Raw genomic sequence first — 20705 nt, 5'->3', positions numbered from 1 at the left:
TCTAACCGGAGCCGGCTGTCGGCCGGCCGCCGACTGCCTTCAAGGCGCTGACCCGCAAGATGCTCTCGATGAGATCTTTTTCCCGGAACGGCTTGTTGACCAATGGCACGTCCGATGGGCGGTTTGAAATTGCCTCAGCATCGGCATAGCCGGTTATCATGACCGCTGGCCAATCGGAGCGGAGGTTGCGCGCGAAGCGGATTACCTCGACTCCGGACACGAGCGGCATTGCGAAATCGGTGACAATGACGTCGAACTCATGCGGTGTCCCTTCAATAATTGCCAGCGCCTCGGCACCGCCTGCTGCGCATGTCACTGTAAACCCGTGTTGCCGAAGCGATTCCGCGGTTAGCTGCCGCAATCCGCTGCTGTCGTCAATCAACAGAAGCGAAGGGAAAGCCTTCCCTGCGGCCTCGACCAGGACTCTCTCTCCATCCGGATCTGCCACATTATCGGATGGCTGCTCCGCTGAACGCGGCAGCCACAGCTCCATGGATGTTCCGCGCCCGACGAGGCTGTCTATGCGAAGCGCCCCGCCCGATTGCTTCATGAAACCGTATACCGTGCTGAGACCCAGCCCGGTGCCTTTCCCGACGGGCTTCGTCGTGAAAAACGGTTCGACGACCTTGGTCAGAATCTCCTTCGGGATGCCGGCACCGGTGTCCTTGACGGTGAGGACTGCATACTCTCCGGCTGCCAGGTCTTCGGAAGGTATTTTGATGACCCGATTTTGCGCCTGCACGGCAATTGTCCCGCCGGAGGGCATCGCGTCACGCGCGTTGAACACCAGATTCATCAACGCCAACTCCAATTGAACGACGTCGACATGCGCGGGCCAAACGGAGTCGTCGACCTCCCACTCAAAGCGGATCAGGCCGCCGAGCACGGGAGCCACCAAGCCATTCATCGTATCTTCCAGCGCAGCCAGCCGCACTGCCGTCGGCTTCAGATTCTGACGCCGCGAAAAGGCAAGCATGCGGTTGACAAGTTCGGCGCCTTGCTTCGCGGAGCGGCGAGTGAGTTCAACGATCTTCTTTGCTTGCTCGTCAAGCGTAAGCTGCCTCTCGAGCAATCCCAGTCCGCTCAGAACCGCGGCAAGCAGATTGTTGAAATCGTGTGCCAGCCCTCCGGTGAGTTTCCCGACCGCTTCGAGGCGCTGTGACTGAAGAAGTTGATTTTCGAGTTCACGCCGCTCGGTCACGTCAAGCAACGTGCCGAGGATTTCGGGTCGGCGTCCGTCGACACCTTTCGACAGGATCCCTTGGTCGAGAAAGATACGGTATTTGCCATCGGCGCACTGCCAGCGGAACTCGCATGTGTAGGAGCCTGTCACCTTTGCCGCCAGCAAAGCTTCCCGCACCCTGGATAGATCTTCCGGATGCACCCGGCTCAGCCCAAACCACGGCTCGGACGTCAGTCGCTCAGGTGGGAATCCCGTCAGACGTTCGACGCCTTTTGAAACAAAACGGGCTGCAAAGGGCGGCTCGGCGACCCTGGCGTGAAAACAGACGGGCAAGGATCCAAGTATGGCCTCCTGCCGTTCTTCGGCGCCGCGCAGCGATCGTTCGGCCTCGAGCTTTTGTTTTTCGGCCTGCAAGGCTTTCGCCAGCAGTGCCTGTTCTGCGACCGCATTGCGCTGGATCTCGAGCGTCTTTTCGTGAAGCTCGACGAATACAGCCACTTTGGATCGCAGCATGGCGGGGTCGAAGGGCTTGAACATATAGTCCACTGCGCCGGCGTCGTAGCCGCGCAGCATATGCGCATCTTCCTTGTTGATGGCCGTGAGGAAGATGAGAGGGGTTCGTCTGGACTGTTCGCGCTGGCGGATCAACGAGGCTGTTTCGTAGCCGTCGAGGCCCGGCATCAAAACATCCAGCAAGATAACGGCGAAGTCCTCCTTTAGGAGGCAGCGCAGCGCCTCCTCGCCGGATTGCACAGCGACGACTTCCGCGAGTGGAGTGAGAACTTCTTCGATCGCCAACAGGTTTCGTTCGTCATCATCGACTGCCAGGATGCGTGCCTTTGACTGATTGTCCGCCAACTGCACAATCTCCAGTTTCTTCGAACGGATCCGCGACAGCCTTTGCATCGGGCATCCCGTCAGTTGACTGACCTAAGCAGATTTTGGGATGTCTCGACCCGATCCCGAGAGCGGCCGATCCAGACCCGCAGCAGTGCCAACAGCAGGTCGAGGTCGACAGGCTTGGCAATATAGTCGGAAGCCCCGGCTTCCAGGCATTTCTGCCGGTCGCCTTTCATCGCCTTTGCTGTCACCGATATCAATGGAATATGCGCGATGGAGGGTGTGTTGCGGATACTCCTCATCGTCTCGTAGCCGTCCATCTCCGGCATCATGATGTCGATCAAGGCTGCGTCGACGTCGGCATTCTCCTCCAGCAACGCTATCCCATCGCGGCCGCGCTCAGCGTGAAGGACTTCGATATCGTAGGTCTCAAGGACGCTCGTCAGCGAATAGATGTTTCGAATATCGTCATCGACGATCAGGACTTTCGCGCCCGCAAGATTCGACCTGTTGTCAGCTCGTTCGACACCTGCCCCGCTTTCCTCGCGCAGTCCTCCCGGAAGCGTCGCAGATACATGGAGAGCCAATTGAGCAAAATTCTCAGCTCGCGGTACTGCGGACAAAGCGGGATTCAACGCCAGCACCTGTTCAACTGCCTCCGAATGAGGGGCAAAAAACAGAAGTGGGGGAAGGCCGTCTGAAAACTGATTGGTGAGTTCGTCGAGGGCCCGCGCATTGTCCCTGGCAGACTTTCCAAGCCCAAGGACAACCGCATCGTATGAGGCGAGATCGATGTCCTCTGCCGTTGCCGCGCGGCTGATTGCGGTGACCGAGGTGACGCCGTCGCGGATCGTCTCGACAAGGGAAAGGCGGCGCTCGGGATCGGAGTCAGCCACGAGCACCCGGCGCTGGACGCGCAGGTTCCTCGAATGAATTTCCTGGAACACCTTCACCAGTTCCTCGGATGACACCGGCTTGGTCGAGATGCTCGATGCCCCCTTGCGAGCCAGGCTATCGATGTCTTCCGCTCCGGAAATCACATGAATGGGAATGCCGGCGGTCTTCGGATCATGGCGCAGCAGGTCGAAGAGCACCCATCCATCGATGTCCGCCAGGCCGAGGTCCAGCGTGATCGCGTCCGGCACCAGCTTGCGCGCCAGTGCCAAGGTTCCGGAGCCCGCGGTCGACAGGACGCCTTTCAACCCGGCAGACCGTGCCAAGCCCAGCAGCAGACCGCCAAAGGTTGGGTCGTCCTCGACGATCAAAACGACCCTGTCTTGCGCCGATATGGCGTCGCGATCGTCCATCAATTCCGCCGACGGCAAACCGCTGGGCGCCGCTGTCGTCGCGATTGCCTCGGTGGCCGGAAGCAGTTCCGGCTGGCTGGCGGCGGCAACCCTGGGACCATCGATCGGAATGACCAGCGTAAACGTCGATCCTTTGCCGGGAATGCTTTCAACTCTTAGCTCACCGCCGAGCAAACGGGCGATCTCACGGCTGATCGAGAGCCCAAGACCGGTTCCTCCATATTTGCGGCTGGTCGTGCCGTCGGCCTGCTGGAACGCCTCGAAAATCAGTTTCTGTTTGTCTTCCGGGATGCCGATACCGGTGTCGGTCACCGCTATCGCAAGCGCTTTCCTGGGCAGCTTGGCGCCGTTGCGGCGTCCCGCCTTTTCCATCTTGAAATTCAGGCTGACCTTGCCTTCGGAGGTAAACTTGAAGGCGTTCGACAGCAGGTTGAGCACGATCTGCTGCAACCGCTTCTCGTCCGTACGCACGGTTTCCGGAAGAGCGGGATCGACATTGATGGTAAAGCCCAGACCCTTGTCGGCTGCAAGCTGGCGGAACGTGCGCTCCATATGCTGGCGCAAATGGGCGACCGGCATATCGTTGATGTCGATCGAGACCGTGCCGGACTCGATCTTCGACAAATCGAGGATGTCGTTGATCAGGCTGAGAAGGTCCGTACCGGCCGAATTGATGGTGCGAGCAAACTCGACCTGCTTTTCGTTGAGGTTGCCCTGCTGGTTCGTAGCAAGCAGATTTGAAAGGATGAGGAGCGAGTTGAGCGGAGTTCTGAGCTCATGGCTCATGTTGGCGAGGAACTCGGATTTGTACTTGGAGGTAAGCGCCAGCTGCTCGGCTTTCTCCTCAAGCGCCCGGCGCGCCATCTCGATTTCGAGATTTTTGTTTTCGACCTGTTTCTTCTCATTCTCCAGAAGTTGAGCCTTCTCCTGGAGTTCCTCATTAGTGGCGTGCAGTTCCTCCTGCTTTTTCGTCAGTTCGGTCTGACGCGCCTGCAGCTCGGACGTCAGCAGTTGCGATTGCTTGAGCAGGCCCTCGGTGCGCATCGTCGCGGCGATCGTGTTGAGGACGATGCCGACCGATTCCATCAGCTGATTGAGAAACGATTGGTGCGTATCGCGGAACTCGCCGAAGGACGCGAGCTCGATGACGGCCTTGACCTCATCTTCGAACAAGGCAGGTAGAATGATGACGTTGGCCGGCGAGGCGCTGCCAAGGCCCGATGTGACGCGCAAGAAGTCCGGCGGAACATTGTCGAGCATAATGGCTCGCTTGTCGGCAGCGCTTTGTCCGACAAGGCCCTCACGCAGATCGAGGCGTTGCTTGATTGCCGCCTTGCTCTCGGCGCCATAGGACGCCGCCAGCTCCAGATAGGACTCCTCCTCGTCCCGATTGGTCACGTAGAAGACGCCGTATTGCGCGTTCACGAGCGGAGCGAGCTCGGACATGATGAGACGCGACACCGTGGCGAGATCGCGCTCTCCCTGCAGCATGCGGGAGAAACGCGCGAGATTTGTCTTCAGCCAATCTTGCTCGGCGTTTTTCAACGTCTGATCCTTGAGATTGCGGATCATCTCGTTGATGTTGTCCTTGAGCGCGGCGACCTCGCCGGAAGCCTCGACGCTGATCGAGCGCGTCAGATCGCCCTTCGTCACCGCCGTCGAGACCTCGGCGATTGCGCGGACCTGCGTGGTCAGATTGGCCGCCAACTGATTGACGTTGTCCGTAAGATCGCGCCACAGACCGGCGGCGCCAGGCACGCGTGCCTGGCCTCCAAGCTTGCCTTCGATGCCGACTTCGCGCGCGACATTGGTCACCTGGTCGGCAAAGGTGGCCAGCGTTTCGATCATCCCGTTGATGGTGTCCGCGAGGGAGGCGATTTCGCCCTTCGCGTCCACAGTCAGCTTGCGTCTGAGATTGCCTTGCGCAACCGCAGTCACGACGTCGGCGATGCCGCGCACCTGGTTGGTCAGATTGGTGGCCATCAGGTTGACGTTGTCGGTCAGATCCTTCCAGGTGCCGGCCACGCCGCGCACTTCGGCCTGACCGCCAAGCTTTCCTTCCGTGCCGACTTCACGTGCGACGCGTGTCACCTCGCCGGCGAAGGAGTTCAGCTGGTCGACCATGGTGTTGATGGTCGACTTGAGCTCGAGGATTTCGCCCTTCACGTCGACGGTGATCTTCTTCGAGAGATCGCCTCGCGCGACGGCGGTCGTCACTTCGGCGATGTTGCGAACCTGGCCGGTCAGATTCTCGGCCATGGAGTTCACGTTGTCGGTCAAATCCTTCCATGTGCCGGCCACGCCTCGCACCTGGGCTTGGCCGCCAAGCTTTCCTTCGGTGCCGACTTCGCGCGCCACACGCGTCACCTCGCCGGCGAACGAGTTCAGCTGATCGACCATGGTGTTGATGGTCGACTTGAGCTCAAGGATCTCGCCCTTGACGTCCACGGTGATCTTCTTGGAAAGGTCGCCGAGTGCCACGGCCGTGGTCACTTCCGCGATGTTACGCACCTGGCCCGTCAGGTTGGCCGCCATCGCGTTCACATTGTCGGTCAGGTCCTTCCAGGTGCCGCCCACGCCTCTGACCTGCGCTTGGCCGCCGAGCTTGCCGTCCGAACCGACCTCGCGCGCCACGCGCGTCACCTCCGAGGCAAAGGAATTCAGCTGATCAACCATCGTGTTGATCACGTCCTTGATCTGCAGGATCTCTCCCAAGGCATCGACGGTGATCTTCTGCGTCAGGTCGCCGGTCGCGATCGCGGTTGCGACTTTGGACACGTCGCGCAACTGCACGGTCAGATTGCCGGCCATGGCGTTGACATTGTCGGTCAGGTCTTTCCACGTGCCGCCGACGCCTTCCACATGGGCCTGGCCGCCGAGCTTGCCTTCCGAACCGACCTCGCGCGCCACGCGCGTGACTTCGGAGGCGAAAGAGTTCAGCTGGTCGACCATCGTATTGACGGTGTCCTTGAGCTCGAGGATCTCGCCTTTGACGTCCACGGTGATCTTCTTGGAAAGGTCGCCGCGGGCGACGGCTGTCGTCACCTCGGCGATGTTTCGGACCTGACCCGTCAGGTTGGCCGCCATCAGGTTGACGTTGTCAGTCAGGTCTTTCCAGGTGCCCCCGACGCCCCTCACCTCTGCCTGCCCGCCGAGCTTGCCTTCCGTGCCCACTTCGCGCGCAACGCGCGTGACTTCGGAAGCGAAGGAGTTCAGCTGATCGACCATCGTGTTGATGGTATCCTTGAGCTCGAGTATCTCCCCCTGCACGGCCACCGTGATCTTTTTCGACAGGTCGCCCGAAGCAACCGCCGTCGTGACCTCGGCAATGTTGCGCACCTGGCCGGTGAGGTTCTCGGCCATGGAATTGACGTTGTCGGTCAGGTCTTTCCATGTGCCGGCGACGCCGCGAACCTGGGCCTGGCCGCCGAGCTTGCCCTCGGTGCCGACCTCGCGCGCGACGCGCGTCACTTCCGATGCGAACGAGTTCAACTGATCGACCATCGTGTTGATGGTGTTCTTGAGCTCGAGGATCTCCCCCTTCACGTCGACGGTGATCTTCTTGGAGAGATCGCCCAGCGCGACCGCCGTCGTGACCTCGGCGATGTTGCGAACCTGGCCGGTCAGATTTTCGGCCATGGAGTTCACATTGTCGGTGAGGTCCTTCCACGTGCCGCCGACGCCTTCGACCCGCGCCTGGCCCCCGAGCTTGCCTTCCGTGCCGACCTCACGCGCGACGCGCGTCACCTCCGATGCGAACGAGTTCAACTGATCGACCATCGTGTTGATGGTGTTCTTGAGCTCGAGGATCTCGCCTTTCACGTCGACGGTGATCTTCTTTGACAAATCGCCTGACGCCACCGCAGTGGTCACCTCGGCGATGTTGCGCACCTGGCCGGTAAGGTTGGTGGCCATGGCGTTGACGTTGTCGGTCAGGTCCTTCCACGTGCCGGCCACGCCCTTCACCCGCGCTTGTCCGCCGAGCTTTCCCTCCGTTCCAACCTCACGAGCGACACGTGTCACTTCGGAGGCAAAGGAAGCCAGTTGCCCCACCATCGTGTTGACGATCTTGCCTATGCGCAGGAACTCCCCGCGCAGCGGGCGGCCGTCGATTTCGACCATCATTGTCTGGGATAGGTCGCCTTTCGCCACTGCCCCGATGACGCGGGCCACTTCGGCGGTCGGTTGAACCATGTCTTCGATCAGGTCGTTGACCGACCTGACGCTTGATTCCCAGCTGCCGGTAGCATTGCGGACATGACCCCGCTCGCCAATTCTGCCGTCCTTGCCGACGACCCTGCTCAGCCGCTCAAACTCTTTCGTCACCTGATCGTTGAGTTCGACGATCTGGTTGAAGGCATCGGCAATATCGGAATCTATCCCCTCATAGATGTTGTCGATCCGGATGGAAAAGTCGCCTCGCCTGAAGGCCTTTAAGGAATTGAGAATCTGATGACGATCTAATTGCGCCCTTGATGCCTGCACGCTCACAGTGCCACTCCCCAGTCCACCTGTTTGTGAAGAAACTGATGATCAGATGAAGTCCCGCCCTCGCGGCTAGGTATACAATTCACCGCAAGCTCCAAAACGTGGTAGGCGCCAATTTGTTCCGATGTGCAGATCGAATCTTATCCGCACGCCAGCAAGCGCTTAAGAACGCGCAAAGGCTCGCCCCGTCATTTGGCTTGCTTCGCTCTTGGAAATTGCTTGGTGTATTCCGCCCAATCGGAAGCTGCGACACCGCCGCTCGCGGGCTCTTGTCAACCTTGGCGGACGGCTTCGTAAGCTATTGGCGGACAAGGATTATGTTAGTTCCCCGACACAGGGATTTTGAAAGGTTTCGGTTTGTCTAGGTGCAAGATTCCCCATTCACTTCCGTGAAATCAGCGCAAACGCCGGAGATTGGTTGAAGCCGCCCCAACCTCGTCATTCTATGGCGGAGCAAGGAGCGAAGCGACGCGCGCAGACCATAGAATCCATTCCGTGACTTGGGAGCGCCGCCACGGCGCAGAATTTTGCTCCGCCGCACGCCTTGGCGAAGGTGACGGCATGGATTCCAGGGTCTTCGCGACGGAGCTTCGCTCCTGCTCCGCCCTGGAATGACGACGGGGTCGGCGTTTCGGCCAATCTCCAACGCAGGCCACCTGCCAACGCAAACAGAGCCGATCGGTCAAAATCCCCTTGCAGTGCCACTACTCGCAGAGGGGCAACTCCGCAGGCGGCCCGGCAAGGCTGGCTCGCCTCATGCCATCTCTGGACGTCTTGAAGCTTCGCGGATCGCCTTGTGGACATTGCGCTGCAGGTCCATGAACTCGGCGCTTTCCATGATCTCTTCCCGGCGCGGCCGCTCTATGTCGACGTTGAAGGTTCGCATGATGCGTCCCGGGCCGATCCCCATCACGACGATGCGGTCGGACAGGTAGACGGCCTCCTCCACGTCGTGGGTGACGAAGAGCACGGTCAGCCGGTGCTCCTCCCATATCTGCGTCAGCAGCTCCTGCATCTGGTGCCTGGTCAAGGCGTCGAGCGCGCCGAAGGGCTCGTCCATGAGCAGCATCTTGGGCCGATAGGACAGCGCGCGCGCGATGGCGACGCGCTGCTTCATGCCGCCCGACAGTTCAGACGGATAGAGATCGGCGCAATGCGGAAGCTTGACGAGGTCGAGATGCTCGCGCGCGATCCTGCGGCAGGTCGAGCGATCATAGCCGGCGGCCTTGAGGGCAAATTCTATGTTCTGCTGCGCCGTCAGCCAAGGCAGCAGCGTGTAGGATTGGAAGACGACGCCGCGGTCGAGGCCGGGCTTGAGGATCGGCGAGCCGTCGATGTCGAGCTCGCCCGCGTCGAAATCCTGCAGCCCGGCAACGATCGACAGCAGCGTGCTCTTGCCGCAACCCGACGTGCCCACCAGCGAGACGAACTCGTTGTCGGCAAGATCGAGATTGATGTCGCGCAGCACCTGGGTGCGCCGCTCCCCGGTGCCAAAGCTCTTGTGCAGGCCTTCGATGCGCAGTTTGGGCAAGCTCATCGGCCGAACCTCATTGCGCGTGCCCTTCCTGCCGGAACAGCACCTTTCCCAGCGCCTTCATCACCTGGTCGGTGATGAGACCGAGCACGCCCAAGAGCAGGATGTAGCCGATGATGGTGTTCGTCTGGAAATAACGCTGGGACACGGTGATGCGGTAGCCGAGGCCGGACGTCGCCGCGACGAGCTCAGCCAGCACGAGCCAGGTCCACGCCCAGCCCAGGCTGATGCGCAGCGTATCCCAGATGCCTGGCAGGGCGCTGGGTACCACGATGCGTGTCAGGATCTTGCGGTCTGGCAGACCGAGCGTCCTGCCGAGGCCGACGAAATCCGTCGGCACCCGCTTCACATTGTCCATGATCATCAAGACCTGCTGGAAGAAGGTGCCGATGAAGATGATCAGGAACTTCTGGGCGTCGCCGGTGCCCGACCAGAGGATGGAAAGCGGCACGAAGGCGACCACCGGCATATAGCGGATGAAATCCACCAGCGGCTCGACGGCAGCTTCCCAGACCCTGAAGCTGCCGATCAGCACGCCGATCGGAATCGCCAGCGCCGAGGCGATCAGGAAGCCGATGGAGATGCGGTATATCGAGGCCTTGAGGTCCAGCCACAGCGTGCCGTCGCTCCAGAGCTTGCCGAGCTGCCCCGCCACGCTTTCCGGCGAGGGCAGGAAGATGGGCTTCACCAGCTCCAAGCCTGTTGCCGCCCACCAGGCGAGGCCGAGGCCGGCAAAAACGACCACGGCGATCATCAGGAAGCGCGACCGTGTGATGGGCGCGCCGATTCCGGAGGATCGGCGGCGCGGCACCGGTCGCGCAGCCGGCCCTTGCGCGGGGCCGGATTGGCTCGTTTTGGCGGCACGCTGCTCGGACATCCGCGCTACCACCGCGACGCAGCCTTCGTCATTCCGCGGCCTTGACGAATGACGGGTCAATCATCTGCTCCGGTGTCACGTCGGCCTGGAGCAGCCCGGCATTCTTGGCGGCGGCTTCGACATCGGCGAACGTCTTGGTGGAGAACTCGCCGGTCAGAGCGCTCTTGTTCTCGGCGAGAGAATAATAGCGCACGCCGTCGAAGGCGGTGTTGAGGTCCTCGACACTGGAACCGACGGCCTTGGAAATGATAGCGCGGCCGCCAGCGGTATCGCCGTTATAGTCCTTCAGGGCCGCATCCCAGGTCTTAATCATGGCAAGCACCTGGCCGGGCCGCGACTTGATCACCTCGTCACGCACCACAAGCACGTCGCTGATCAGGCCGGGATCCTCGCCGGCGGTGAAGAGCAGCTTGACGTCCTTGTTCTGCGCCCTCGCCGCGGTGAGATAAGGTTCGTAGGTGACCGCGACCGGGACCTGTCCGGCAATCAGCGCGCTGCCGGCGTCGGCCGCCGGCATCGGCACCGGCTGCACATCGGCGATAGACAGGCCGTTCTTGGCAAGGGCGTATTTGAGTAGGATGTCGCTGGTCGTGCCCTCCTCGAAGGCGACCTGCTTGCCCTTGAGATCGGCGACGGAGGAAATATCCTTGCCGGCGATCATGGCGTCGGCCGTCATGCTGACATCGAGCAGGAGCACGATTTTCACCGGCAGGCCCGCCGCAACCATACCCATCGCGGTATGGGTCGCGATGTTGGCGGCATCGAGCTGGCCGCTCGCGAGCGCGGCGTTGATGTCCTTGTCTTCCGCGAAGTTGACGATTTGGACGTCCGACAACCCGCTTGCCTTGAACAGGCCCTTGGCCTCGGCAACGTGCCACTGGCCATAGCCGAGCCATGGCTCGATGCCGATCTTGAAGGTTCCCGCTTCAGGCGTCGCGGGAATGGCCGTGTCGGCGGCATAGGCCGCCGGGGCGAACACGATGGCGGCGGCCACGGCGAGTGCACGAAATTGTCCTGCTAGGTCACGCATCATCTCTGTTCCCCTTTATGATCGCGCCGCTCTTTGAACTGCATATCCGGCCTGGATGAATGCGGGCTTATGCTCTTGCGGCACTGTGGCTCGGCGTCTTACCTGCCGCTTCAATGGAAGCGCAAGGATACTCAACGTCAGCGGCGGTGAATGTCAAGGCGAAAATACATACATGCATATACAAGCTGGAGCGCTCGAAATCCGCGGCTTCCAGGGCATCGGGCCGCATCCGTTTGCCGCATGGCATTGGGGTCGATCGCATCCAGGAAATCCGTCACGCGATTTGCGCCGGAACAAGGCTCGCCTTGCCGCGATCAGCCGTTTTTGGAAGGAGAGTACCGGCTGCCGAGCGAATAGCGGCTGCCGACATAGGTCAGCTTGCTGATGGTGGCGACGATCGCTCCCGTCCACGTCCGGCGGTGCAGAAGCAGGCAGCAGCTGCCGGCATCGATGCCCAGATGCCGCGCCGTCTCGGCATCGGCCGGAATGGCCGAGATGATATGCTCGACCTCGGTCACCGGTGTTTTCTTCATCAGATAGTCGTAGGTCGCGGTCTTGGAAAAATCCTGCTTGTCATAGTCGGGGATCAGGCTCGGATTGACGAAGCGCTCTTCCAACTGCACGGGCAGATCGTTCTCGAAATTGACGACGACGGAATGGTAGACCGACGAACGCCTGGCGAATTCGAAGGATAGCGCAAGCTCCTTTGCCGGCATGATTTTTTCGAGGACGAGAACCTCGGAACGATGCTTGTTGCCGCGTGCCAGGATCTCGGCCGCGATATTGTTGATCTCGATCAGGGCCGATTGCGGCCGCGGCGGCGCGATGAATGTTCCCACGCCCTGCAGCCGGATCAGAAATCCCGCCGAGGTCAGTTCCCGCAAGGCGCGGTGGATCGTCATCCTGGACACACCAAGCGCTGCCACGAATTCGTTTTCGGACGGCAGCTTGCGGTCCTTGCTCCACCGGCCGGTTCCGATGTTCGTCAGGATGTAGTCCTTGACCTTCTCGTAGAGAGGGCTGGCCGTATCGGGCAAAGTGTTCATTTCAGAAGTCCTTTCCGGCAAGCATCGGAATGCTCGAGCGGTTGCCGCATCCGGATGATTGTTTTCAAGCCGTCCCCCTGGCCTGCCAGCAGCCGCCGATAGGCCGCGGGAACCTCATCCAGTCCGATCTCGCGGTCGATCAGGCCGATCAGCGGCTCGCTCAGGTCACCCAGCATCCGGATGGCATCGGGAAGCTCGTCGGCGAAGGCGTGGCAGCCCAGCAACGCAATCTCCCGCTCGACCAGCATGTTGGGGTCGATGTCGAGCCGGCCGTGGAAGATGCCGACCATCGCAATGGTGCCGCCCGGGCCGAGGACACCCAGCAACCGACTGAGCGCGGCGATGCTGCCTGTCGCCTCGACGGCCGCAAGCAACGGGGCATTCGCGGTCGCTGAAGCAATGGCGTCCGCGTCCAGGTCGACGATCGTGGCGCCGGTCACGCGCGCAACGCGGGCGCAGCGGCCTTGGTTGCGGTCGGCGATCAGCACGGTGCCCGCGAACGCCCGCGAGAGCAGCAATGCGGCAAGACCGCCGATGGTCCCGCAGCCGAGGACAAGCACCGAGGCCGCCGCTTTCGGCAGGCGTCGCACCGCGTGCAGCGCGACGGCGAGCGGCTCGGCCATCGCCGCCACCCGTGCATCAAGCGCGGCATCGACGCTATGCAACAGCCGCGCGGGAAGCACGACCTGTTCGGCAAATCCGCCGTCGCATATTTCGCCGACGAAGCCGAGCGACGTGCAGAGATGGCGCCTGTCGGCACGGCATTGTGTGCACTCTCCACACCAGAAGCGGGAATCGGCGACCACCCGGTCGCCAACGGCGATGGTGTCGACGCCCTCACCGACGGCGACCACCGTGCCCGTCAATTCATGGCCGGCCGTCGAAGGCGAGCGGCTTATCCATTGGCCCGTGCGAAAATTGTGCAGGTCGGACCCGCAGATGCCCGCGGCGTCCACCTTGAGCTTCACCCAGCCCGCATCGGGGACGTCCGGGGCAGCGATATCCTCAACGCGCAAGTCGCCGGGTCCGTAAAGTCGCGCGGCCTTCATCGTCTTCGCTTTGTCTCAGACCGAGAGATAGCGGCTGCGGATTTCCGACACCGCGTTTTCATGCGAGCTGAAGCCTTCGTAGCGGGCGAGCCTGCGCGCATGCTGGGCGAGTTCCGGATAGGCCGCCGACGTCACATAGCCAACCGACGAGCGCTTGACGAAATCCGTGACCGACAGCGGCCCATAGGTGCGCGCCCACCGGCTGGTCGGCAACACGGCATTGGGCCCGAGGACAAAGTTGGCGAGCGTCACCGGCGTATGCGGACCCATGAGGATCTCGGCCGCTTCGGTGATGTGCCCCAGATGCGCGAACGGTTCCTTCGACAGGATCTCGAGATGCTCCGGAGCGTAGTCGTTGATGAAGCGATAGCTGTCTTCCAGGGACGCGGTCAGCACGATGCCGCCGCGCATTCCGGTCAGCACCGCGCGCGAGAATTCGACGCGCTGTTCGCTCATGCGGGACCAATGCTGCGGCAGCGCGGCAAGCGCGGCCTCGGCGACCTTGCGGCTGTGCGTCACCAGATAGGCCGAGGAATCCGGCCCGTGCTCGGCTTCGATCAAAAGGTCCAGCGCGGCAAGGCCGCCATCGACGCTGTCATCGGCAAAGATGATGGCTTCGGACGGGCCGGCCGGAAGGCCGGTGTTGATGACCGAGGACAGCAGGCTCTTTGCCGCCACCACCCAGGGACTGCCCGGCCCGACGATCTTGACGGCGGGCTTCACCGTCTCGGTGCCGTAGGCGACGGCTGCGACCGCCTGGGCGCCACCGCATTTGTATACGGTCTCGACGCCGGCGAGGCGTGCGGCGACCAGGGTCGCGGCATCGACGGACCCATCGGAAGTCGGCGGCGTCACGATCGCGATCTGGGGCACGCCGGCAATCACAGCCGGAACCGAGGTCATCATCGTCACCGACGGGAACGCACCCTTGCCGCGCGGAACGTAAAGCGCCACGGAGGCGATCGGGGTGTATCTGTCGCCCGCATAGGCGCCCGGCCGGATTTCCTTCAGCCACATCGTTTCCGGACGCTGCTCCTCGTGGAAATGCCTGATGTTCTCGATACCGAACCGGATGCTCTCCACGACATCCTTCTCGACCTTGTCGAATGCCGCGTCGACCTCCGCTTCCGAGACTTTGAGCCCGCCATCGGCCACATCGGCCTTGTCGAACTCGCGCGCGAACCGAAGCAGGGCGGCGTCACCTTCGGTCCTGACCGCCTCGATGATCGGACGGGCTTTTTCGACGAAGGCCGAAAGATCGGCTTCGGCGCGCCTCAACAGGCTGGCCCGCCCGTCGGCATCGAGGGTCGACAGGTCGTGGAAGCTGATATCGGACATGGCTGCTCCTTCTCCTGGAACGCGGTGGCGGTTGGCGATGGCCAGTCACACGCCTGGAAGACCGTGAGACCGGCAACACGGGCAAGGACCGCAGGTAATGCCAGCCTGTAAAAGTATATACATGTACGTATAATAGCTGCCAGCATTTTCTGGATCCTGCCAACGCGAGCATAGCTGATCGGAGGCCACTCAGATCGACACGAGAAAGCCGCCATCGACCGGAATGGATTGACCGGTGATATAGGCCGAGGCATCGGAGGCGAGGAATACCGCGATCCCGTGCAGGTCCGACAGGTCGCCGAAACGATGCTGCGGGATCTTGGCGAGCATCGATTGCCGCCAGGCCTCGCTGCCGTAGAACACTTCCGTCATTGCCGTCCTGAAATAGCCGGGGGCGATGGCGTTGACCCTGATCCCCAGATCCGCCCACTCGGCCGCCAGCGCGCGCGTCATGCCGAGCAGGCCCGACTTCGACGAGCCATAGGGCACAGCCGTCGGAATCCCGACTTCGGAGGTGAGCGAGCAAAGATTGATGATGACGCCCGGCCGGCCGGCGTCCTTCATGTGCTGCGCGGCGGCCTGGGCGCAGAAGAATGCGCCTTTGAGATTCGTGTCGACGATACGGTCCCAAAGTGCCTCGTCGACATCGAGCGAGGGGCGGACTTCCTCCATCCCGGCATTGTTGACGAGAATATCGAGACCGCCGAGCAGGCCGGCGGCCTCGGCCGTCGCCGCCCTGCAGCGGCCGACATCGGTGACATCCAGGGCGATGGCATGCGCCACCCCGCCGGCGGCGCGGATGGCTGCCGTCGTCTCCTCAAGCGAGGCAAGGCTGCGTGCCGTGACGGCGACATCGGCGCCGGCCGCGCTCAGCGCCGCGGCAATGGAACGCCCGATGCCACGGCTTGCGCCGGTGACAAGCGCTTTCCGGCCCGACAGGTCGAAGAGCAGAGCGTTGCGCATGCGATCCTCCTTGGCACGGCCGGCTTGGCGATCTCGCCTTGAGCCTAATGGATCGAACTTACCTATACAAGCATATACAAATCAACTGGGTTGCGGTAGTGGTTGAGGGGCATGCGCGACAACCGGTCGATCTGGAACCAAGACCGCGAAGTCGCTCCGTCATTCATGGATTTGAGAGGCACGATCGATGCGCCGCTTGGTTGACCATGGAGCGATGAGCGCTGCCGGTTATGCCACGCCCTGGAGCGTAAGGCCCGGCCAGCGGGTGGAACTTGCCCTCTCCTGCAGCCGGCCGGTGGAAAGAGTGCGGATATGCCGGCTGGACACACAAGCCGCGGACCTTGTGGATTGGCCAATCGAGGCGACATCCGAGCCGGACGCCCATCGCAGCTTCGATCATGGATCGTACCTTCGCCTGCGCGCCGAGGAGCTTGCAAAAGCGCCTGCCGTCAAGGGCATCCGCTTTGAGCTGTTTCTCACCCGCAATACGGGGCCGCGCACGATCCTGGAAGCGGGCTCCTTTCTGCTGGGCCTTCGCGATGGGGCGATCGCCTTGGAAACGCGGAACGATCGTCTGTTGTCTGCGCCGGTTCCGCAAGGGGTTTGGCTGACAGTCGAGCTCGGCATGCATGAGGAGGAGCCGTTCTTCACGCTGAAATCTCACGACCTCCTCGCCCCTTACGAATTCAAGCGGCGCCTGCGCGACGCCGAATGGCATCCACAAGGGCGCGACATCCTCTTCGGCGTGAGCAGCTCTCGAAGCGAGCTCACTCTCAATGCGAGATTTGCGGCTATTCGGCTGGAGACTTCCCAAGGGCCAATCGCCTGGGATTTCCCGACCCTGCTGCCGACGGGACCGATCCTGTCGTCAGGCGGACCGGTTGCGCTGGCGCTCGATGCGATCAATCAGCCTACATTCTGCGTGACATCGGCGCGCTGGGACGGATCGAGCTTCGACCCCCGGCTCGTGCCTTCGCACTACGATGCCGTCCATTGCCATGACGATGACATGGGACCGCTCGACTGGCCCGCTTCCCACCGCGCCGCGGTGCCCGAGAATGCGAAGCCGGGCGTATACGCTTTCCAGGTGGAATGGGACGGCGGCTACGAGCGCGTCGTGTTCTTCGTCATCTCCGCGCGTGCCTCCTCACCGCTGCTTTATCTGCTGCCGACCGCGACCTATCTCGCTTACGCGGACGAGCAACTTCCAGACCACCTCTATGAATGGAAGTGCGACGACCGCGGACACCGCTTTGCCATCGCAAACAGCCTCAAGTCGCTCTACGACTATCACTCCGATCTCAGCGGCGTGTCGATCTGCTCCTATCGCAAACCCAAGGTGACATTGCGGGACGACTACAACTACCCGCTATGCGGCTGCCCTCACAACCTGCCGGTCGATCTGCACTTCCTCAGATTCTGCAACGAGAACGGCATCGCGCTCGACATCGTCACCGATCACGAGCTGCATCGGCAGGGGATCGAAGCTCTCCGCGGGCATCGTGCCGTCGTGACCGGAAGCCATCCGGAATACATGTCGACCGAGATGGAAGGGGCACTGCGGCAATTCGCGGCCGAGGGCGGCAGCATCGCCTATCTCGGCGGAAACGGCTTTGCCGGAACGGTCGCCTTCAAGGACGACCTGATGGAACTGCGCCGCTCGCCCCTGGAACCTGGCCGCACATGGGACGGCCCGGTCAGCGAACAATATCTGTCGATAACCAACGAGCCTGGCGGCCACCTTCGCTCCCGGGGCCGGGGCGAGTTTTCACTGGTCGGCGGCGCGATTTCGCTGATGGGTTTCGAGGGCGCGCGTCCGTTCACGCGAACGTCCGAAAGCCACGCGCCGGAATGCGCATGGCTGTTTGAAGGCATCGAGGACGAAACCTTCGGTTCGGAAGGCATCGTATTGGGTGCCGCCGCGGGTTACGAGGTGGATGCGACGAACCCGGCCCTGGGCACGTCGGCAGACACCGTCGTGATCGCCCGCGCGACGGACTTTCCGGCCGGCTTCTTCCAGGATCCCTCGCGCTGGTACGCGGGCGGGGACGAAGAGCGCGCCGGGCGTCGCTGCGCCGAAATGACCTTACGAAATCTTGCTGCGGGTGGCCTGATCTTTTCGGCAAGTTCGGTCGCCTGGTGCGGCGCGCTGCCTGCCGGCAAAGCAATGAACGACGTGGGGAGGATCACCCTGAACCTTCTCAACCGTCTCTCGGCATTGCAAAGCAGGAGGCCAACTCCGACGCCGAGCGATCGCCCTCCGTCGTGACGCCATGGCCTTTTAGTTCCTCCGGGCCGGTGATGCGGGCGCATCGCCGACGAAAGAGGAAACGGCGTTCGACCGAGAACGCACAAGCAGGTAGAAAGCGGCCAAGTGCGTGATCATCTGCAACGGCATGTAGATGACCGGGAATGCGTACATGGCGCCGAGTTCGCCAGCGACTGCAGGAAGATCGACCCGGACCGCGTCATAAAAATCGACGGCGATGTCCGCCACCCCGACGAGATTGAAGGCGATGACGAGCAGCCAAAACAACGGTCGCACCCTGATCGTGAGCAGCGCCAGCAAGGCCAGCGCCCCGGTTGCGAAGTTGCCATAGGCTGCGAAGGTGGCGAAGCCGTCAGGCAGATTGGGGCCAACCACGCCAGGAAGGAGGAAGGCGAGCCCGAAGAGGCGCAAGCTGTGCAGGGCCGCGATGGCCCGTTGCGCATCGAAATGATCCATCGCCCTGAGCCTCGGCCATATATATGCGCCGAAGCAAAGCAGCCACGGGATATAACCCAAGATGAGATGGGTCAGGAACACGATTTGCGGCGACATGCGAGCTCCCTCGTTGGGTTTCGTTCACGAGACCGCGGCCCGAACACCGCGGCATGCCGAGCCGACCTTTCCTCGGCTATAGGCTGCGAAGAAAGTCGATCATCGCCGAGTTCACCTCCGGTGCACGTTCCTGCTGGGTCCAATGGCCGCAACCCGGCAGGATGATCGCCGGCCGTATCTTGGGAACCAGCGCCGATTGCTTGGCGATGATTGGTCGAAACACGTCAAGGATGATATCGCGGTCGCCCGCGATGTAGAGCGCTGGAACGGCGACCTCGGCCTTGCCGAAGGCGGCCATGAGTTCCCAGCTGCGGTCGATGTTGCGCCACCAGTTCAGGGCGCCGCGGAATCCGCTCCGCGCGAACGTCTCGACATAAACGTCGATGTCGGATTCGCCGATCCAGGAAGGCAGGGACGCCGGATTGGTGAGGAAGTCCCCGTTCCGAGGAACCATCCCCGCGGCGAATCCCCCGGCGTTGGCCGATGGCGGGCTGTCGCCCGAAAGCGAGTAGAACATGGAGCAGAAGGTGCGACGAAGATCGCGACCGAGTGCCGCCTCGGCCTCCGGGCTCTGGAAGTAGAGCTGGTAAAACAGGGCATCCTCGGTTCGCGGCATCAGCGTCGTCGGCGGCCCGGCGTCGCCGAATCCCCGCGAGCGGAACGGCGGGCTGAACGCGATCACGGCGCGGAAGCGGTCGGGACGCAGAAGCGCCGTTTGCCAGGCGATCGCGGCGCCGATGTCATGGCCGGCGATCACGGCTTGTTTGGCATCCAGAGCGTCGACGAGGCCCACCATGTCGCCGATGTCATGGAGGATCGTATATTTCTCGAGCTCCTCCGGACGATCGCTCCGCCCATAGCCGCGCAAGTCGGGCGCCACGGCGCGAAACCCGGCCTTCGCCAGCGCGCCAAGCTGATGGCGCCAGGAATACCAGCATTCGGGAAAGCCATGACAGAGGATGACGAGCGGACCTTCACCCTGTTCTGCTACATGCAAGCGGATGCCGTTCGTCTCGATCATGCGATGCGTCACCTCGGGTGTCGCCGAATCCACCCAGGACGCCGGCTCCGGGCCTCGGCCGCGTTCCGCGGCGGCGAGTCCAAGGGGCCCGGCGAAAGCGGCCCCGATGGTGAGCGCACCGGTCCAAAGGACGTCGCGTCGGGAAAATGTCGCATCTCGCATGGTGTCGCTCTCCTGAACATCGCGTATCTGGGCCTCGATGGCGCCGCACTGCCGAATTGCGGCGTGCGTCCAGACTTGCCCGCCAGATCTAAGGCCGCTGCCCGCGATCGACTATTGGCGATAACGTCAATGGGCTATGAAGCGGAACTTCACAGTCAGGCGGCGTGATGAGGAGCCGGCTTTGCATCCGGCCCTGACGATCTGCCGGTCGAATTCGGCTCTGCGACCGCGATTTGGTGTCTGGACCGACTAAGCTGCTGGCCTGTTCGCAAAGCTATCTGCCAGCATATTGATGACAGCGAGGTGCGGGGCTGTTTTCGTATAGCTTCCAGCCGGGTTCGATCTTGCGACTGAGCAATTTACAGTGCCCTATTTGGTCGCTTCGAGCTTGTCGATCGCTGCGCCGAAGCCTTTCAGCGAAACCGGAATGGTCACCGGTTTGCGCGTCACCGATTCCATGCCGATGTTCAGGGTCGTCCCAGAACGCATCGCCTTGACCAGCTCGGGCGCCAGCGGCACCGCGGCATAGGCGCCGTTCTGGTCACTGGTCTGGATGGCCACGGTTGCCTTCTTGCCGCTGTCGATCTGGTACGAGGCGCCCGAAGGCAGGAACAGCCCGTGCGGCAGGGCAAGCAGCATGGCAAACCCGGCGGCGTTCTGCTGACCGCGCACGGTCACGGTCAGCACCCGCTGGCCGGTCTTGGCTTCGGTAAGATTCTGCGAGACCTGGCATTGCAGCTCCGTTCCGGTCGACCCTGAGGAGCAGTTGACCACCCAGGGATTGGCGTCGGCCGGCGTCGGCTCGGCGGGCTTGGCATCTTCAGCCATGGCAGGACCTGTCAGCAACAAAACCGCGCTGAGGCCGGCGGCCAAATATCCTGATCGCCTCTGTACATTAAAATTCACTAATATAGCTCCAATTCTCGCATTACAACTTCGGCGCCTGTAGCCGGCTTAGTGAGTCCGAGTCGTTGGAGAAAAAATCGGTGTTGCTCTACTACCACAGGACTCCAAATTCTATGTTAATACGGTACCTCAACCGTTAA

The 20705-nt window shown here is 62.0% G+C and carries 13 protein-coding genes; 1 reads left to right on the top strand and 12 read right to left on the bottom strand.

The features are described from left to right. Position 1: 1 nt before the first annotated feature. The 9 genes from FJ425_RS06665 to FJ425_RS06625 form a co-directional block, all read right to left on the bottom strand. Positions 2-2089 carry a response regulator gene (locus FJ425_RS06665; protein WP_140630453.1) on the bottom strand — a complete coding sequence of 696 codons (2088 nt, stop codon included), beginning with the start codon at positions 2087-2089 and terminating at the stop codon, positions 2-4. A gap of 11 nt (positions 2090-2100) precedes the next feature. Beyond that, positions 2101-7815 carry a HAMP domain-containing protein gene (locus tag FJ425_RS06660; protein ID WP_140722536.1) on the bottom strand — a complete coding sequence of 1905 codons (5715 nt, stop codon included), beginning with the start codon at positions 7813-7815 and terminating at the stop codon, positions 2101-2103. Between the two features lie 757 nt (positions 7816-8572). Further along, positions 8573-9355, bottom strand: a complete 783-nt coding sequence (locus FJ425_RS06655; protein WP_140542710.1) for an ABC transporter ATP-binding protein — start codon at positions 9353-9355, stop codon at positions 8573-8575. A gap of 10 nt (positions 9356-9365) precedes the next feature. Then, positions 9366-10106 carry an ABC transporter permease gene (locus FJ425_RS06650; protein WP_181170680.1) on the bottom strand — a complete coding sequence of 247 codons (741 nt, stop codon included), beginning with the start codon at positions 10104-10106 and terminating at the stop codon, positions 9366-9368. A 151-nt stretch (positions 10107-10257) separates the two neighbouring features. Continuing rightward, on the bottom strand, positions 10258-11259 hold the full coding sequence (locus tag FJ425_RS06645; RefSeq protein WP_140542715.1) for an ABC transporter substrate-binding protein: 1002 nt from the start codon (positions 11257-11259) through the stop codon (positions 10258-10260). A 314-nt stretch (positions 11260-11573) separates the two neighbouring features. Continuing rightward, the gene (gene hutC / locus FJ425_RS06640) at positions 11574-12305 is read right to left on the bottom strand and encodes a histidine utilization repressor (protein WP_140722464.1); all 732 of its coding nucleotides are present in this window, start codon (positions 12303-12305) and stop codon (positions 11574-11576) included. Beyond that, positions 12302-13354: an alcohol dehydrogenase catalytic domain-containing protein gene (locus FJ425_RS06635; RefSeq protein ID WP_140722461.1), complete on the bottom strand. Its 1053-nt coding sequence runs from the start codon at positions 13352-13354 to the stop codon at positions 12302-12304. The genes hutC and FJ425_RS06635 overlap by 4 nt, the downstream gene beginning before the upstream one ends. 15 nt (positions 13355-13369) lie before the next feature. Then, positions 13370-14692: a histidinol dehydrogenase gene (gene hisD / locus FJ425_RS06630; RefSeq protein WP_140722458.1), complete on the bottom strand. Its 1323-nt coding sequence runs from the start codon at positions 14690-14692 to the stop codon at positions 13370-13372. Between the two features lie 189 nt (positions 14693-14881). Next, on the bottom strand, positions 14882-15655 hold the full coding sequence (locus tag FJ425_RS06625; RefSeq protein ID WP_140722455.1) for a glucose 1-dehydrogenase: 774 nt from the start codon (positions 15653-15655) through the stop codon (positions 14882-14884). A 187-nt stretch (positions 15656-15842) separates the two neighbouring features. Here FJ425_RS06625 and FJ425_RS06620 point away from each other — a divergent pair, with 187 nt between their 5' ends. Further along, the gene (locus FJ425_RS06620) at positions 15843-17924 is read left to right on the top strand and encodes a N,N-dimethylformamidase beta subunit family domain-containing protein (RefSeq protein ID WP_140630441.1); all 2082 of its coding nucleotides are present in this window, start codon (positions 15843-15845) and stop codon (positions 17922-17924) included. A gap of 12 nt (positions 17925-17936) precedes the next feature. Here FJ425_RS06620 and FJ425_RS06615 read toward each other — a convergent pair whose 3' ends face one another. The 3 genes from FJ425_RS06615 to FJ425_RS06605 all read right to left on the bottom strand — a co-directional run bounded on the left by FJ425_RS06615 (position 17937) and on the right by FJ425_RS06605 (position 20487). Then, a complete protein-coding gene (locus tag FJ425_RS06615) occupies positions 17937-18476 on the bottom strand; it encodes a hypothetical protein (RefSeq protein WP_140630438.1) in 540 nt (179 codons plus the stop codon). 76 nt (positions 18477-18552) lie between these two features. After that, the gene (locus tag FJ425_RS06610; protein ID WP_140722452.1) at positions 18553-19497 is read right to left on the bottom strand and encodes an alpha/beta hydrolase; all 945 of its coding nucleotides are present in this window, start codon (positions 19495-19497) and stop codon (positions 18553-18555) included. Positions 19498-20028: 531 nt separating this feature from the next. Beyond that, positions 20029-20487 (bottom strand): invasion associated locus B family protein, encoded by a 459-nt coding sequence (locus tag FJ425_RS06605; protein WP_140630432.1) that lies wholly within the window; start codon positions 20485-20487, stop codon positions 20029-20031. Between the last annotated feature and the right edge of the window lie 218 nt (positions 20488-20705).

It is taken from the genome of Mesorhizobium sp. B2-7-2 (genome assembly GCF_006440775.1).
Classification (GTDB): Bacteria; Pseudomonadota; Alphaproteobacteria; order Rhizobiales; family Rhizobiaceae; genus Mesorhizobium.
The sequence above is the reverse complement of the archived record's forward strand: the minus strand, read 5'-3'. Positions and strand labels throughout refer to the sequence as shown.